The organism is uncultured Nitratireductor sp. (assembly GCF_913053745.1).
Lineage (GTDB): Bacteria > Pseudomonadota > Alphaproteobacteria > Rhizobiales > Rhizobiaceae > Nitratireductor.
In genome coordinates, this window is the sequence record NZ_CAJXGF010000113.1 from 1 (window position 1) to 15,248 (window position 15,248).

Annotated in this window: 13 protein-coding genes, 1 tRNA gene and 1 pseudogene; 11 read left to right on the forward strand and 4 right to left on the reverse strand. The window is 59.5% G+C overall.

From position 1 onward, the window contains the following. The 3 genes from QZ638_RS16835 to rpiA form a co-directional block, all read right to left on the reverse strand. On the reverse strand, positions 1–352 hold a 352-nt coding region (locus QZ638_RS16835), incomplete at its 3' end, for an FAD-dependent oxidoreductase (protein WP_295812898.1). A gap of 172 nt (positions 353–524) precedes the next feature. After that, on the reverse strand, positions 525–1,073 hold the full coding sequence (locus QZ638_RS16840) for a DUF2059 domain-containing protein (protein ID WP_295812900.1): 549 nt from the start codon (positions 1,071–1,073) through the stop codon (positions 525–527). Positions 1,074–1,095: 22 nt separating this feature from the next. Next, the gene (gene rpiA / locus QZ638_RS16845; protein ID WP_295812903.1) at positions 1,096–1,797 is read right to left on the reverse strand and encodes a ribose-5-phosphate isomerase RpiA; all 702 of its coding nucleotides are present in this window, start codon (positions 1,795–1,797) and stop codon (positions 1,096–1,098) included. Between the two features lie 131 nt (positions 1,798–1,928). Between rpiA and QZ638_RS16850 the strand changes: the two genes are divergently transcribed. The 11 genes from QZ638_RS16850 to QZ638_RS16900 all read left to right on the forward strand — a co-directional run bounded on the left by QZ638_RS16850 (position 1,929) and on the right by QZ638_RS16900 (position 14,962). Continuing rightward, the gene (locus QZ638_RS16850) at positions 1,929–2,612 is read left to right on the forward strand and encodes an HAD family hydrolase (RefSeq protein ID WP_295812905.1); all 684 of its coding nucleotides are present in this window, start codon (positions 1,929–1,931) and stop codon (positions 2,610–2,612) included. Positions 2,613–2,691: 79 nt separating this feature from the next. Next, positions 2,692–2,766, forward strand: a tRNA-Val gene (locus QZ638_RS16855). A 274-nt stretch (positions 2,767–3,040) separates the two neighbouring features. Continuing rightward, the gene (locus QZ638_RS16860) at positions 3,041–3,244 is read left to right on the forward strand and encodes a hypothetical protein (RefSeq protein ID WP_295812909.1); all 204 of its coding nucleotides are present in this window, start codon (positions 3,041–3,043) and stop codon (positions 3,242–3,244) included. A gap of 188 nt (positions 3,245–3,432) precedes the next feature. Continuing rightward, the gene (locus tag QZ638_RS16865; protein WP_295812911.1) at positions 3,433–3,918 is read left to right on the forward strand and encodes a hypothetical protein; all 486 of its coding nucleotides are present in this window, start codon (positions 3,433–3,435) and stop codon (positions 3,916–3,918) included. A 486-nt stretch (positions 3,919–4,404) separates the two neighbouring features. Beyond that, positions 4,405–6,201, forward strand: coding sequence for a hypothetical protein (locus tag QZ638_RS16870; protein ID WP_295812913.1), 1,797 nt, complete (start codon positions 4,405–4,407; stop codon positions 6,199–6,201). 167 nt (positions 6,202–6,368) lie between these two features. Next, positions 6,369–8,339, forward strand: coding sequence for a type I secretion protein (locus tag QZ638_RS16875; protein ID WP_295812915.1), 1,971 nt, complete (start codon positions 6,369–6,371; stop codon positions 8,337–8,339). Between the two features lie 19 nt (positions 8,340–8,358). Further along, positions 8,359–10,479, forward strand: coding sequence for a type I secretion system permease/ATPase (locus QZ638_RS16880; protein ID WP_295812918.1), 2,121 nt, complete (start codon positions 8,359–8,361; stop codon positions 10,477–10,479). 13 nt (positions 10,480–10,492) lie between these two features. After that, positions 10,493–11,836 carry an HlyD family type I secretion periplasmic adaptor subunit gene (locus QZ638_RS16885; RefSeq protein WP_295812920.1) on the forward strand — a complete coding sequence of 448 codons (1,344 nt, stop codon included), beginning with the start codon at positions 10,493–10,495 and terminating at the stop codon, positions 11,834–11,836. 43 nt (positions 11,837–11,879) lie between these two features. Next, a complete protein-coding gene (locus QZ638_RS16890; protein ID WP_295812923.1) occupies positions 11,880–12,419 on the forward strand; it encodes a hypothetical protein in 540 nt (179 codons plus the stop codon). 158 nt (positions 12,420–12,577) lie between these two features. Continuing rightward, positions 12,578–13,378, forward strand: a complete 801-nt coding sequence (locus QZ638_RS16895) for a methyltransferase, TIGR04325 family (protein ID WP_295812926.1) — start codon at positions 12,578–12,580, stop codon at positions 13,376–13,378. 129 nt (positions 13,379–13,507) lie between these two features. Further along, positions 13,508–14,962 carry a TrkH family potassium uptake protein gene (locus tag QZ638_RS16900; RefSeq protein WP_295812927.1) on the forward strand — a complete coding sequence of 485 codons (1,455 nt, stop codon included), beginning with the start codon at positions 13,508–13,510 and terminating at the stop codon, positions 14,960–14,962. Between the two features lie 77 nt (positions 14,963–15,039). Here the strand turns inward: QZ638_RS16900 and QZ638_RS16905 are convergent. Further along, positions 15,040–15,248: pseudogene (locus QZ638_RS16905) on the reverse strand (hypothetical protein); the annotation flags it as partial.

Consider the following 15,248-nt stretch of genomic DNA (forward strand, 5'->3'; position numbering starts at 1 on the left):
CCAGCGTGGCGCGTGCCTCAATGATCTCAGCGCCGGCATTCTCCAGTCCCTTGCGGTATAACCCTTCGAGGCGGGCGATCTCGCGATCCTTGTTCGCGACGAGAGTCTTCCAGTCAAAAGTCGCTTTGGGCACGGCCCAGCCATATCCCGCCGCGTCCTCAAAATGCTCTGGAAACTGCGAGGCGTATACATAAAGCTTTTTCGGCACGCAGCCACGAATGACGCATGTGCCGCCGAAACGGTATTCTTCGGCGATGGCCACACGCTTTCCAAGTCCAGCCACCAGACGTGCGGCACGCACACCGCCGGACCCGCCGCCAATGACAAAAAGATCGTAATCGAAATCACTCATTTTCTATTCCTCGCCCCGGAGAGCTTTTGCGGAGCGCATGTTGAAAGCGAATTGCACCCCTGTCGCGTATATGCGGCACTCGATCTGTGCTGCGGCCTAGACGTAGAAATGGCCGCATAAGAATAAAAGCCCGGTGCAACGACCGGGCTTTAAATGTTTCGTGATCGATACCCTATTGGGCGGCACCTTCGCCTCCACCGGCGCTCTCACCGCCACCGGTTGCGCCGGTGGCCGTCTGGATCTGTTGACCGACGATCTGCGCGAGATCGCGTGCCACACCACGACGCCAAATCTCTCCCGCCTTCATCACTTCGCGGGTAACGATGGGACCATCCTCGATCAACTTCTGTCCCGTGGGCGATTCGTAGAAGTTGGTGATTTCGGTCAGTTCCTGTTCGGAAAAGACGCGCGCATAGGCCTGCGCCGCCTCGCGCTCGAGATCAACGCGGCGACTGGCCAACTCGATGGCCTTCTCATCCACGGTGGCGTTGATAAGAGCGACCATGTCCGGATTCTTGCGGATCAGTTCGGATTTCAACGCGGCCGCCGCCTGGGGCAGTACGCTATCGAAATCATCGGTTGCGTTGATCGCATCGATCGCGGAACGCGCCGCCGCAAGATGCGAGGCCGAAATCTCCTGAGCGGTCACAGGAGAGAAAGCGAAGGTCACCGCCACCGCTGTGGAAGCTGCAACAAGGCGGATGCGGGTTGCCAGATTCATGTGTTTCTCACTCCATTCTTGTTCATGCGGCCTCGACGGTTCGCACCTCGCCATCGCCCGCAACGAAAGCGGTGTCGGCAAGGTCGAGAAACAGGCCGTGTTCAACGACGCCTGGTACGGCATTCAAAGCGGTTGCCAATGCTCTTGGATCGGGAATGCGGCCAAAAGATGCATCAATGATGAGATGTCCACCATCGGTGACGAATGGCTTTCCATCCCGTTGGCGAATGGTCAAAGAACCATTGAGCCCCAATCCGTGTGCAGCCTTTTCAACAGCAACGGTGGTTGCTCCAAGACCGAAGACATTGATCTCAATGGGCAAAGGAAAACGGCCCAGCGTTTCGACGAGTTTCGATTTGTCGGCGATGACGATCATTCGCTGCGAGGCGGCCGCGACGATCTTTTCACGCAGCAACGCACCGCCGCCGCCTTTGATCAAACCGAGCCGCGGGCCGATCTCATCGGCACCGTCGACGGTCAGATCGAGTTCAGGCGTCTCGTCCAGTGTCGTCAGCGGCACTCGAAGTTCCCGGCATAGCGCTGCAGTGCGCTCGGAGGTGGGAACGCCGATCACGGAAAGACCAACGGCAACCCGTTCAGCGAGAAGGCGAACGAACTCTTCGGCGGTCGACCCCGTACCGATTCCCAACCGCATTCCATCTTGCACCCGATCCAGCGCGGCACGTGCCGCCTCGATCTTCAATTCTCGCATATCCGCCGACATTTCGCCCCCGGTCTTATCTGAGCGGTTCCTAACCCGTTTTACCGCAGCCCGCAATGCGGGCTGCGTGTGGTGCTTAACTTGCCTCGGCCTGCCCTGCGCGCTATCCCAAAGATATTCAAGAAGGGGACCTCATGTCAGCGCCAATCATCGTTTTCGACCTCGACGGCACGCTCGTCGATACGGCACCGGACCTGCTCGACAGCCTGAACCATTGTCTCAGGACCGTCGACATGGAGCCTGTCAAGCACGAGGACGTCAACCGCATCGTCGGCTTCGGCAGCCGCGTGATGATCGAGCGGGCGTTTTCGCTCCGCCAACGGCATCTTGCGGGAAACCAGCTCGACGCCCTTCAGGCTGTTTTTCTAGACCACTATACGGCCAACGTCCCTGGGCATTCACGGCCGTTTCCCGGCGCGATCGAAACCGTCGAGCGTTTCAGCGCCGCCGGTTATACGGCCGCAGTCTGCACCAACAAACTCGAGGGCATGTCACTTTCGCTTCTCGAAGCGCTCGGCATCGTCGGACATTTCAAGGCGGTTTGCGGGGGCGATACATTTCCAATGCGCAAACCGGATCCGGGACATCTCCTACGCACCATCGCCATGGCCGGCGCCGACCCCCAAAGGGCCGTTATGGTGGGCGATTCGCGCACGGACATAGATACCGCCAAGGCCGCAGGCATTCCCGTTATCGCTGTCGACTTCGGGTATACGGATCAGCATGTAAGCACATTCGAGCCCTCACGGGTGATCTCCCGCTTCGATGAACTGACCGTCGAGATGGTGGAGAATCTGATCGCCGCCACGGCATCCTAATCAGGCCGCTGAAAGCCCGCTTGACACCTGCCCGTCCCGCCTCTTATATCGCGGCTCGCTTGACGAAGCTTTCGTCGACGGGCGCGTAGCTCAGCGGGAGAGCACACCCTTCACACGGGTGGGGTCGCAGGTTCAATCCCTGCCGCGCCCACCATTGGACCGAGCCTGGCTTTTTGTGGTCCGATGGATGAGTCTCTTTAAGAGATATGACTTTCCCACACCGCGGACGCTTTTTTCGTCAGTTGCAAGCGGATTGCAGTTTTCGCGTCCACCGCAGCGATAAACCGGTCAGAAGAATTTGCCTGGCCTACAGCGATAAGTTCAAATTTTACTATTATCTTATTGTTTTTACTCACTTCCCCTTCATCAGAATCATTGATCTCTCGTTAGGCAAGCCATGGAGATCAACCCGGTGAAGGAGACGGGACGTGAAACACCGCTACGAAATAATCCTTGACCCTTCGGAACTCTGGACCGTCTGGGACAATCTATTGAACGAACCAGCCATGATCGGCATGACGATCGTCGCAGGGCTCAGTAAGTCCGAGGCAGAGGACGCCTGCTATGTTCTCAACGAAGTGGAAAAGCGACGGCGCGCCCGCGAGGAGCGAAAGAAGGTCGCCAACTCCTGAAGCATCGACAGACCACGCATTGACGATCGGTTTCGACGTGCGGTCGCCGTCTCGTTTGAATATCGATATGGCAGCGGTCGCGCATAGTCATACCCGCGCAATGTCACACAATTCGAAATCGACCCTTTCCAACTCCGCCGGATCGTCCTAAGCGACGTGGCACCGATCCGCTTCCGGAGTGATTCAGTATGAACCGAACCGCATCCGCTTTCCTTCTCGTCGCCATTCTGACGGGATTGCTGGTCGCTTTGAGCTTTGCATTGCAGATCAAGGGATACGGTTTCGGCCGCCTCGGCATCGAACGCCTCGACGGGCTTGCCAATGCAACCACATTCGTTCCGCTGGCTGCACTTTATGCCTTTGCGGCCATGTTGGTAACGATTCTTCCCATCCGCGCGGCCGCTTTGGTACATGCCAACGGCACAACGCCTGTCTATTCGACGGCTCTGGTGCTTTTTGCAACGATCGTCGGTGTGCAGATTTCCCGATTTGCCTTCGGTGATCGGGATGCACTCTGGACGCTTCTTGACTGGCAATTCGTGTTCGCCGCCGGCATCGTTGTCGCCCATCTGTCGCTGGATATGCTGAGACGCAACATTCTGTTGCGAACACTTGCCTTCATCGGCTTCGCAGCGGCAACGCTTACCTGTCTCTACTGGACGTTCCGCTTCTGATTCGCCATTGCGGGCAGCCACGCCTAAAACTGGGCCTGGCACATGCGTGCGAAAATGTGGAAACCGGCACGATAACGTCACGAATGCCAAGACTCACCCCAACCTGGCTACCCCATCTCTAATCATTTTGATGTGGGGGCTGGACCTATGGTGAGGCCGCGGCCTGCCCGAATCCGCCGAATTTGCAGGTTTTTTGTTCCTCGCCTCCGCATGACAATTCATCCGTCGGATAAATCCGAGACCTTGTCGCGAAGACTGTTCATGGGTCGCAACGATGATGTGGGCGGTGGGGATTCGTGATCGGGACGATCGGCGCCATCCGACAGAGGGAGGAGTGCACCATCATTCGACAGTCGAACGTTGCTCTGCACTTCAAATGCGACCTGCGGGTCGCGAAGCAGCAGGACCGTGCAGACACAATATCACTTGAGAGATGAACAGTGATCGTGTCCGCACGGTTCTCATTTTGAGGATGAGGACACGATCATGCCTAAGCAAAACGGTTTTGGCGTTTTTTTCCCGGGCTGGCCCGGTAACAGTCAATCGCAAGATCAAAACCAGGATCAGGATCAACAACAGTACCAAGAAGAATGGCAGCAGCAGAGCCAGGAACAGACCGCCACGAATACGGCGGACAACAATGCTGACAACGACGCCAACAACAGCGCCGACAATGACGCCGATAATACCAGCAACAACACCAGCGCGAACAATGCCGCCAACGCGGCACAGAACGGCGCGAACAATCAGGCTGGTAACTCTGCCAGCAATGCCGCTGACAACGCAGCCAGCAATACTGCCCGAAACGGCGCGCAGAATAATGCTGAGAACAATGCCACCAACAACACCGACGTGGCGACAAATGTGGCGACATCCGTCAACACATCCGTGAATGTGGGGCTCGACGGATTCATTCCGAGCGACGACGACTTCGCCGATGTGGACATCTACGGCGGTGGATCGGTCGACCAATTGTTCATCAATCGCGACGGCGAGATTTCCTACGATCCGGGTGACGATATGTCGTTCGACGACATCTTGAACGATTCGCTCAACGGCGGCGGCAATGACAACGCCTTCGTGGTCGGTCAGGTAAACGATCTCGTCGACAACGACACGCTCGAGAACGCATCCGTCGCCAACAATGCCGATTTCAATCAGAACGGCGATGCGACGGGCGGCGATGCCCGTTCCGACGACGGCATTGTGGCCGGCGGCGGCGGTGGCGAAGGCGGCGGTGATGCCGACGCAAATGGCGGCCAAGGCGCCCACGGTTATGCCGATGGCGGTTACGCCGACGGCGGCATGGCAGACGACGCCAAGGCCTATGGCGGCAATGGCACGGGCGCGGCCGGCGGTACCGGCGGTGCGGCTACTGGCACGGGTCTCGGCCTCGGCGGCCTGGGTGCCGGCGTGGGCCTCGGTGGCGATGGCGGCACGGGCGGTGCCGGTGGCGCCGGCGGTGCTGGCGGTGCCGGTGGCCTCGGCGGCTACGGTACCGGCGGCATGGGCGGCAGCGGAACCGGCGGTGCCGGTGGTGAAGGCTCCGGCGGCGAAGGCGGCACGGGCGGCGGCGCGGGCGACGGCGGCGATGCAGCAGCCGACGCAGCAGCGGCAGCCGACGCAGCAGCGGCATCTGGCGGACTAGGCCTCGGCGGTGCAGCCGACGCAGCAGCGGCAGCCGACGCGGCCGCAGCCGCCGGTGGTGCCGGCGGTGCGGCTGGTGCCGGCGGCCTCGGAGGCACCGGAACGGGTGCTGCAGGCGGTGAAGGCTCCGGCGGCAACGGCGGTACCGGAACCGGCGGCGAAGGCGGCATGGGCGGCATGGGCGGCATGGGTGGCCTCGGCGGCGCAGCCGATGGTGGCGCCGGTCTCGGCTTCGGTGCCGGTGAAGGAGAAGGCCTTGGGTTCGGCGCCGCTCGCGGCGGCGACGGCGGCAATGGCGGCGACGGCGCAGGCGGTTGGGCTTCTGCAATCGGCGGCGACGCCGGTGATGCATGGGCCGGACCGGTCTCAGGCGGCAACGGCGGCGCTGGCGGCATGGGCGGTATCGCCACCACAGGTGCAGGCGGCGCTGGCGGCGCTGGCGGTATGTGGGGTTCCAACAATGGCGATGACGGCTATGTGAACGGAATCTCCGAAGCAAGCGCCGACGCTCTCGTCGACACCAGCGCCTTCAACCAGCAGATCGTCATGGGTGCCAACGTACTCGGCAACACCGTAGACACCACAGTGGTCGGTGGCGATCTCACCAGCACGGTCGTCGGTGAAGACGAAGCCTGACGGCATACAAGCATTCCGGCGCCCGATCCCCCCGGGCGCCGGAACCGGAGGTTTGCGCAAATCATCCTTCGTCTGACACCCGCAAACCTCCGCGCCTTTTCAGCGCAGACACGCAGCAGTGATCGACAGATCGCCGGTCGCAGCAAGCCGAAGCAAGGTGATGCTTGATGCATATGGACCAAACCACCGAAGCCATCGCCCACTTCATAGGACTGTTCTCTCAGGCCGTTGAAGAAGTGCGGTTGCGGCTCGACTACGAAGACTTCAGGGCTCTCCCGCAGGAGCCGCTGGAACAGAACGAGCTTCTAAACGTCCAGATCAACATCGTCAGCCCCTATTCCCTGGAAGGTTTCAAACCGCAGGTCGAGTACACACCTCCGCCGATCGACCGGTTCGATGCACAAGTGTCTGTCACGGTCAGTCACGATCCCATTCCGCTCAACTACGATGGCGGCGGCGCACAGGAAATGGCGTCAAGCGGCAAAGCCTCGGCGATCGCACCTGGCACCGGGCAGGTCTTCGCGGAGTATCAGCCGCTTGGTTCGCTCGCTCTTTATCTGAAGCAGGAAGCGCGCCTGGAAGACAACGACTATCTGAGCATTGGCGACCATGGGTTGGTTCTGGACTCGATCGTCGACACGGATGCGGCCCTGGCAGCCCTCATTCAGGCCGCCTCCACCCTTCAGCCTTTCGCCGATCTCCATGAACCAGGTTCAGCGGCGGAAATCGGCGACTTTATCATGCATGTCCCGCTTATCGCCGACGCGTTTGTCGAAACGCTGGAAGAAAGTGAAGCGGTTTTCGTATCGCGTGACGAGAACGTCGAAGGAAAGTTTGTGAATGGCGAGGAAGTCGAGGAATTGCCCACCCTCGACGCCTATTTGCCGAACGAAATCGAAGATAGTGAAGAATCGGACGGGACGGGAACCGATTTTTCAACGCAAGCGACGATGAACATCGAAGCGGGAGCGAACCTTCTCGTCAACGAGGCGATCCTTATCAACGATTGGTACGGAACACCGGTACTCGCGATAGCCGGCGACTACATTCACTTAAACGCGATCAGCCAGTTGAACGTCTGGAGCGACAACGACACGACGAGCGACACACTCTCCGGCTGGAAATCGTTGACGCAAGCGCCGACGCAGGCATTCAACGTCGCGACCATTCAGACCATCGACAATCGACCCCCACCCGGCATCGAGAGTGCCGAGAGTGTTCCCGTCTTTCCCGCATACTGGCAGGTTTCGCGGATTGATGGCGACCTGATGCTGGCCAATTGGATCAAGCAGGTCAGTTTCGTCGAGGATAACGACATCACCGTGATGTCTGCTTCCGGCGGTGGTACGGAGATTGTCCTGGGCGACAACACTGTCATCAATGCCACATCGCTCGCAGCGCTGGGAAACTACTACGATCTGATCATCGTCGGCGGCAGCGTCTACCACGCCAACATCATCAGCCAGACGAATATCCTCCTGGACAACGATTTCGTGGGCGCCGTCGGCAATTTCCAGACGACCGGCGAAGCGTCGCTTTCGACCGGTGGAAATCTCCTTTGGAACGAAGCGTCCATCACGCAGTACGGGACCATGTCTTTCGACACCATGCCGCCGTCCTACCTGGAGGCACTCGACAAACTCGCGGAAGGCTCGGGTCCCGCGCCGCAATCGCTTCTTTCAGGATCGGATTTCGCAGGCCTGACGAACATCAAAGTGCTCTACATATCCGGCGACGTGGTCGATCTTCAATATGTCAGCCAGATCAATGTGCTCGGCGACGCGGACCAGGTCGCACTGGCGAAAAGCCAAACTTCCGCCGATACGGACGCCGACTGGAGCATCTCCACCGGGTCCAACGCGCTTATCAATCAGGCCGCGATCGCCGATGGCGGCGTCAATTCGACCACCTATACGGGCGGCGCGGTCTACTCGGACGAACTGCTGATACAGGCCGAACTCATCTCCAACGACACGGACCTCTACACGCAGGGTGCGGATGCTCTGGTGAGCGAGGCTGTGGCGTTTCTCAGCGACGATCTGCTGGCTCCGTCGGAGAGCGACGGCGGCCAAAACTCACAGGATGCGCCCATGCCCGATGGCGGCACAGCCGATGTGATGCAGACGATGCTTGGATAGTGGAGAGCGGGGGAACGACATGCTGGACAAACCGACAAAGCGACCGGCGCATGTGAACGACGCATCCTCTTGCGCGCTGGGTACGGAAGACGAACCGCGCAGAGCCCGCCTTCTGCGTTCGGCAGACGAAGAAATTTCCCGTATTTTCCAAGAGGTCGACGCTCGCGCGGCGCGGCGGACGGCCGAGGCTAAACACGCCCAATCTGCAGAAGTACCCGCTCCCGCGCGAACCGCCGAGGACAATCCGGGAAGAGGCAAACCGATCCGCACCGACATCGCGGAGAACGTTTCCGCGCAGGCACAAACCCGGCATCCGGAGACCGCGCCCCAATCCGAGACACGGAAGCCGGTTTCAAAAAGCGGCGACCCGGAGATCACAAAGAACGGCGGGCCCAAGGAGCCGTTTCACCGGCGACTAGGCCCGGTCGACTTTTCCAAGAGCCTTACAGCCGGTCTCGCCGCGGTGCGCAAGAACATGTTGATGGTTTTGCTTTTTACCAATGCCAGCAACATCCTCGTCCTCGCCATTCCGGTCTACCTGTTTCAGATCTCGGACCGCGTGCTGACCAGTCGTTCCACCGACACGCTAATAATGCTGACCGTTGTGATCGTGGGTGCGGTGCTTCTTCAAGCAATATTCGATGCGATCCGGCGTTTCATCCTCATGCGCACGGCCGTCGAGGTCGCTGCGCAGCTCGGCGCGCCCATATTGAGCGCCGCCGCCCGCGCCTCCCTGCACGGCACCGGCCGCGAATATCAGACCCTCGGCGATCTGCAGCAACTGCGTTCCTTCCTGGTTTCGGGAACTCTACTGTCTTTTCTCGACATACCGTTCGCTCCGATCTTCGTGCTGGCCGTGTTCCTCGTCCATCCGCATCTGGGAAGCATCGTCGTGTTGTCGGCGCTGCTGCTCACCCTGGTGGCGTTCATCAACCAGCGCGCTACGGCAGCCCCTTTCGGCGAGGCGAATGTCTACCAAAGCAAAGCCAATATGCATCTGGACTCCATGGCGCGGAACTCACAGATCATCAATGCGCTGGCGATGATCCCCGAAGCCGTCAAAATATGGGGGCAAGACACGGCCGGCTCGCTCAAGGCCCAAGTCAAAGCGCAGGACCGCAACATCATGTCGGCGGCCACCTCGCGCGCGATCCGTCTTCTCACACAAGTGGCTTTGCTCGGCTGGGGCGCGTATCTGGCCATCCAGGGATACATCACCGGCGGAATGGTGATCGCGGCCTCTATCATTGCAGGCCGAGCACTCGCCCCGATCGAGGGGTCAATCGAGGGCTGGAACCAGTTCATCCTGTCCCGTGGCGCCTATCGGCGCATAAGTATGCTTCTTCGCTCCTCGCCGTTGAACCTCGAGCGCCTGGTTCTGCCCAATCCGGAGGGACGGCTCGACGTGGAACGCGTGCTCTACGTGCCGCAAGGTACCAAACGGGTGGTTCTCAATGGAATCAATTTCGCCCTGCGTCCGGGCGACTCCCTCGCCATCATCGGCAATTCGGGCGCCGGAAAGACAACGCTCGGCAAGATGCTGGTCGGCTCGATCCTGCCCACTTCCGGCAGCGTCCGCCTCGACCTCATGGATCTGCGCAACTGGGACCAGCGTCAATTCGGCGACAATATCGGCTATCTGCCGCAAGACGTGCAGCTTTTTCCCGGCTCCATCAAGGCCAACATCGCCCGGATGCGCGACGATGTCGACGACAAGGAAATCTACCAAGCGGCCATACTGGCCGATGTACACGAGATGATCGCTACATTTCCCCAGGGCTACGAGACCATCGTCGCGGCCGATGGCTCGCCGTTGTCAGGCGGTCAAAAGCAGCGCATCGCTCTGGCCCGCGCCTTTTTCGGCAATCCACGCATGCTTGTACTCGACGAGCCGAATTCCAATCTCGACAGCGCTGGCGACGCGGCTCTTGCCCGGGCGTTGAAACATGCCAAGGAAAACAAGATCACGGTGGTCGTCATCACCCAGCGCCCTTCCCTGCTGCGATATGTCGACAAAATCATGCTGATGACGAACGGCACGATCTCGATGTTCGGGCGCCGCGAAGATGTACTGCGCGCACTCGCATCTCATCAGGCCCGACAACTCAACAACGGCCCTTTCGCCAACCAGCTCTCCTGAAGGCAGGCGCAAAATGAGCACCACAGACATCGCAAAACTGCAAGATATGGCGTGGTATGCCGAGGTGCCGCGCTCGATCCGCAAACAAACCGTTGCCGGTGTTATCCTGCTTGTGTTGTGCTTTGGCGGCTTTGGCATATGGGCCGGGTTCGCGCCGCTCGCGGCGGCGGTCATCGCCCAGGGAAGTTTCGTGGCCACCGGCCAAAACAAGATCGTTCAGCACCTGGAAGGTGGTGTGATCAAAGAGATTCTGGTTTCGGAAGGAGACCACATCCTTGCCGGCCAGCCTTTGCTCCAGCTCGACGAAACTTCAGCGCTTGCCAATGAACGGCAACTTTTCCTGAGGCGCGCTCGCCTGCTCGCTATCGTGGCCCGGCTGAGCGCGGAATATCAGGAGAAAGATAAAATCGAGTTTCCCACGGAACTGACGGAGCGGATGATCGACCCCGAAGTGTCCGAAATTCTCGACAGTCAGAAGCTCAACTTCGAATCCTCGAAACGCAAGCTGAACAGCGAGATCGAATTGTTGAACAACAATATCGCCGCACTGGAGATCCGGGGACGCGGCTACGAGGCGCAGCACGAGGCACTGACGCGACAACTTGCGTTCCTGTCCGACGAGTATGTCGGCAAGCAGAAGCTCTATGAACAGGGTTTGATGCGCAAACCCGAAATCTCAGCCATAAAGCGGGCCATGGCGGAAGCTGAGGGGCAAATCGGACGCCTCGCCGCCGAGGTCGACGAGACACACGCGCAGATCAAACGTTATCGCCAACAGGCCGACCAGACGCTTGCCGCCTATCGGCAGGCGGCACTCGATGAATTGCAGGCCATAGAGGCGGAACTCGATGCAGTGCGCGAACAGTCACGGGCGGCGGAAAACGTGCTGCGCCGCGCCACGATCAACGCACCCGTCACGGGTACGGTGATACGACTCTACTACCACACCGCAGGCGGTGTGATCGAAAGCGGCAAGAGCATCGCCGAAATTCTTCCCTCGGATGTTCCACTGATCATCGAAACACAGATTCCGCGCACCAAGATCGACAGCGTGCGCGCTGGCCAGGAAGCGACCGTTCGGCTGACGGCCCTCAATCAACGCACCACGCCGGTGCTGACGGGCGAAGTCTTTTACGTATCGGCCGACGCTTTGCGCGATCAATCGGCAGACGACAAGCGGGAAATCTATCTCGCGCGTGTGCGCTTGCCACCCAGCGAACTTGCCCGCGTGCGCGGCTTTCTGCCAACTCCCGGCATGCCGGCCGAGGTGCTGATCCAGACAGCGGAACGCACCTTCTTCGAGTATCTCTCGAAGCCAATCATAGACAGCATGAATCGCGCCTTCCGAGAAGATTGAGCCAGGAGTCCCGGCGTGGACGCCCGAAATGCGGGGTGATAGCATGACTGCCATCGAGCCATTCGAGGTGAGCGCGAGTGATCTTGCAATGAGGGAGACCAACCCGCGTTTCCGGGATGTGCTGACGCTGCTGGGACAGCTCAACTACACGTGGACCAACACCGAGAGCCTGCTCATCCATCTGATCGCCGGATTGGCGCGGGTCGACATGGAGACCGCCACGGTCATTTTCCTGACCCTGAACACCTCCCGTGCCCGGGTGGATCTTGTCGAACGCCTGGCCAAACTCGATCGGACCGATGCGAATATACGCAAGGACATTTTGAACGTAACCCGCAAGATGATGAGCGAATCCAAGCTCAGGAACAAATACAATCATTGCATCTATTCCTTTGACGACAGCGGAGAAAACGTCTCGACGCTGCTCATGAGAATTTCCGATGCCGGCGACCGGCTGAAATACGGAAAGGTGGATGCGATCGACGACGCCGAGATCGCAAACATCAGCAGTTCCATCAATCGGCTGATCGCCACGAACCGTGAGATATGGGCCTTGGCGAAAAAGCACGGTTTTCCGGTCTGACCCCTTCCGGCCGGCCAGGAACCGGGTTTGCCCTAACCCGATTGGATCGGCAATCAGCCTTATTGATGAATTGGTCTTCGTAAGTCGCCGGCGCTACGCTCAGCATCCAGCATCCGGGTTCGCCCCGGCGCAGGTGAACCAAGACCGGATTCCTGAAAATGTCGCTCGACCAGATCAAGCAAAGGCTCAAACACGCTCGTGGAGCGGCTGTTCTGCCGCTTCAGGCAGCGGCGGGGCGCTTGCGGATGGTCACACATCGTCCAGTCCGTTTCTCGGGCGCTTACGCGACCTTTGAAGACGCCCTGGCCGCCGCAAGACAGCGCGGCCTGGCCGGCTACGATCATGACGAGGTGGCAGGCGTCGCATTCGAGCAGATGTGCAGACTGGTGCCATGGGATTATCCCGTTCTCTTCTGGCTGAGCCAAATCAAGGAAGAGAACCGCTCATTGCTAGATGCCGGTGGGCATATGGGCACGAAATTCCGTGCCTTCCGCAAGGTTCTTCCCGAAATCGAGGCGGTGAAATGGACCGTTTACGATGTACCAGCAATCGTCAAAGCCGGTGAAAAGCGAGCGCGTGATGAGGGTATCAAAAACCTTGTCTTTACCAGCCGACTGGAGGGCAGCGGGCGGTATGACGTGTTCCTGGGATCGGGATTGCTGCAGTATCTCAACGTTCCGCTACCGGAGCTGCTCGCCCCTATTTCCGCGCGGCCGACGCATCTGCTTTTGAACAAGGTGGCGTTGCGCAAGGGAAAGACGATCGTCACCCTGGAGCGGATCGGCCCTGCGCTGGTGCCTTATCAGATCCGCAACGAAGCTTCGTTTCTGACAATGATCGAAGGGCTCGGCTACGACATCGCCGATCGATGGAGCATCCCCTCACTTGCTCATGTAATCGATACCCACCCCGAGTATGGTGCAAGCGAAAGCGCCGGCTTTTACTGCGTGCGTCGGTAATCGCCGGTCTGCGGGCTCTCTCGCAATTTCAGTTATGCCGTTTGCACATGCCTGCCCGTCTTTTGAAGTCTCTTTCCTTGAGCCCCTTTCTCCTCTACCACGGTGCCGGTTCTTTTCGAGGGCGAGAGAGTGCAACCATCGACAATACGGACGGCCACCTATCCGGCGGCCATTTTCGCTGTTTATGTCGCCGCTTCGATGCTTCTCCCCGCCGCGGTCGATCTCTATTATAGAAACGACGACTGGCAGATTTTTGTTGTCTGCTCGTTGGCGACAGGCGCTATCGCCCTGACCATTGCCGCCGCCACGCGCGCACCGCTCACCCGCGGTTCGACGCAATCGACCTTTCTGGTGGTGGTGATCCTATGGTTGATGCTGGGATTGGTGGGCGCACTGCCCTTCTACGCCGCATCGCTGAAGCTCGACCTTGCCGAAGCGGTTTTCGAATCCGTTTCCGCCATCACGACCACCGGTTCCACAGTCATATCGGGCTTGGACGGCTTACCGCCCGGCCTTTTGCTGTGGCGCTCGATCCTGCAATGGATCGGTGGCATCGGCGTGGTCGCGCTCGGGCTCTTCCTGCTGCCGCTTCTCAAGGTCGGCGGCTTCTCCTATTTCCGCGTCGAATCGTCCGATATCGAGAACCGCCCTTTCGACCGCTTCATCAGCTTTCTGATCGCGCTCGTCGGCATCTATTGCCTTTTGACGGCACTTTGCGCGCTGTCCTACGCAGCGGCCGGCATGAGCAATTTCGATGCGGTCAACCACGCCATGACCACCATCGCAACCGGCGGTTTTTCCACTCACGACGCCTCTTTCGGCCATTTCGAAGGCAACGGAGTTCTGTGGGTCGGCACCATCTTCATGCTGACCGCCGCCCTGCCCTTCTCGATCCTGGTTCTTTTCTTCGCACGGGGGCGCCTCGACGCACTGCGCGATCCCCAGATCCGATTGTTTCTAGGCTATGTCACGGTGATCGTGATCGTTCTGACGGTCCAGCGTCGTATCACCACAGGCGAGCCCTTCGACGATATTCTCGCCGCCACCGCGTTCAACTTTACCTCGATCATCACGACCACAGGCTTTGCCAGCGAGGATTATACACTGTGGGGGCCTTTCGCGGTGACCCTGGCCTTCTTCGCGACCTTCCTCGGCGGTTGTTCGGGCTCGACCTCCGGTGGCATCAAAGCATACCGCTTCCTCATATTGGGGGCGATGCTGCGCAACGGGCTCCATCTGCTCATTCATCCACATTCCGTGCGGGCATTGCGCTATGGCAAACGCATCGTGGACGAAGAGATGCAGCGGTCCGTCGTGCTCTTCATTGTCGGCTTTCTGGTCTCGTGGGTGGTGGCAACGCTTCTTCTGGCGGCAACGGGGCTGGATTTCCTGACCTCGATAACCGGCTCGCTTACAGCGCTGACAAATGTCGGTCCCGGCCTCGGCACCACAATCGGACCGGCGGGCAATTTCGTGCCGCTCAGCGATTTTGCGAAATGGGTCCTGTCGGCGACGATGCTGCTCGGCCGGCTTGAGATTCTCGCCGTCGTGGTGCTGCTGCTTCCAACATTCTGGCGCGACTGACCAAAATGACAAACGACATTTGCGTCCACAATCACAGAAGGGCGCTTCACCTCGTGCCCGATCGGCGCAAACCTTAATCAGATGCTGGACGAGCGCAGATCGGTGATCTTTTCCAAGGCGGCCTGCAGCCGTGTGTCGCGACCGTAGATATCTCCGTGATAGGCGATCACATCATCCGTCTGTGGCCATGCAGTGAAGTACCCCACATAAACGGGAATATCTCGATCGATCTTGCGCCGGGTCGGACGGCTACGATCACCCGTCTCGATAGCGCGCGAAACCTCGT

What these genes read in the sequence shown, in the direction of transcription:
- QZ638_RS16895 (WP_295812926.1), top strand. Translation starts at nt 12,578, where the DNA reads ATGTCGCTCGACCAGATCAAGCAAAGGCTCAAACACGCTCGTGGAGCG.
- QZ638_RS16890 (WP_295812923.1), top strand. Translation starts at nt 11,880, where the DNA reads ATGACTGCCATCGAGCCATTCGAGGTGAGCGCGAGTGATCTTGCAATG.
- QZ638_RS16865 (WP_295812911.1), top strand. Translation starts at nt 3,433, where the DNA reads ATGAACCGAACCGCATCCGCTTTCCTTCTCGTCGCCATTCTGACGGGA.
- QZ638_RS16880 (WP_295812918.1), top strand. Translation starts at nt 8,359, where the DNA reads ATGCTGGACAAACCGACAAAGCGACCGGCGCATGTGAACGACGCATCC.
- QZ638_RS16885 (WP_295812920.1), top strand. Translation starts at nt 10,493, where the DNA reads ATGAGCACCACAGACATCGCAAAACTGCAAGATATGGCGTGGTATGCC.
- QZ638_RS16850 (WP_295812905.1), top strand. Translation starts at nt 1,929, where the DNA reads ATGTCAGCGCCAATCATCGTTTTCGACCTCGACGGCACGCTCGTCGAT.
- QZ638_RS16875 (WP_295812915.1), top strand. Translation starts at nt 6,369, where the DNA reads ATGCATATGGACCAAACCACCGAAGCCATCGCCCACTTCATAGGACTG.
- rpiA (WP_295812903.1), bottom strand. Translation starts at nt 1,797, where the DNA reads ATGTCGGCGGATATGCGAGAATTGAAGATCGAGGCGGCACGTGCCGCG.
- QZ638_RS16840 (WP_295812900.1), bottom strand. Translation starts at nt 1,073, where the DNA reads ATGAATCTGGCAACCCGCATCCGCCTTGTTGCAGCTTCCACAGCGGTG.
- QZ638_RS16870 (WP_295812913.1), top strand. Translation starts at nt 4,405, where the DNA reads ATGCCTAAGCAAAACGGTTTTGGCGTTTTTTTCCCGGGCTGGCCCGGT.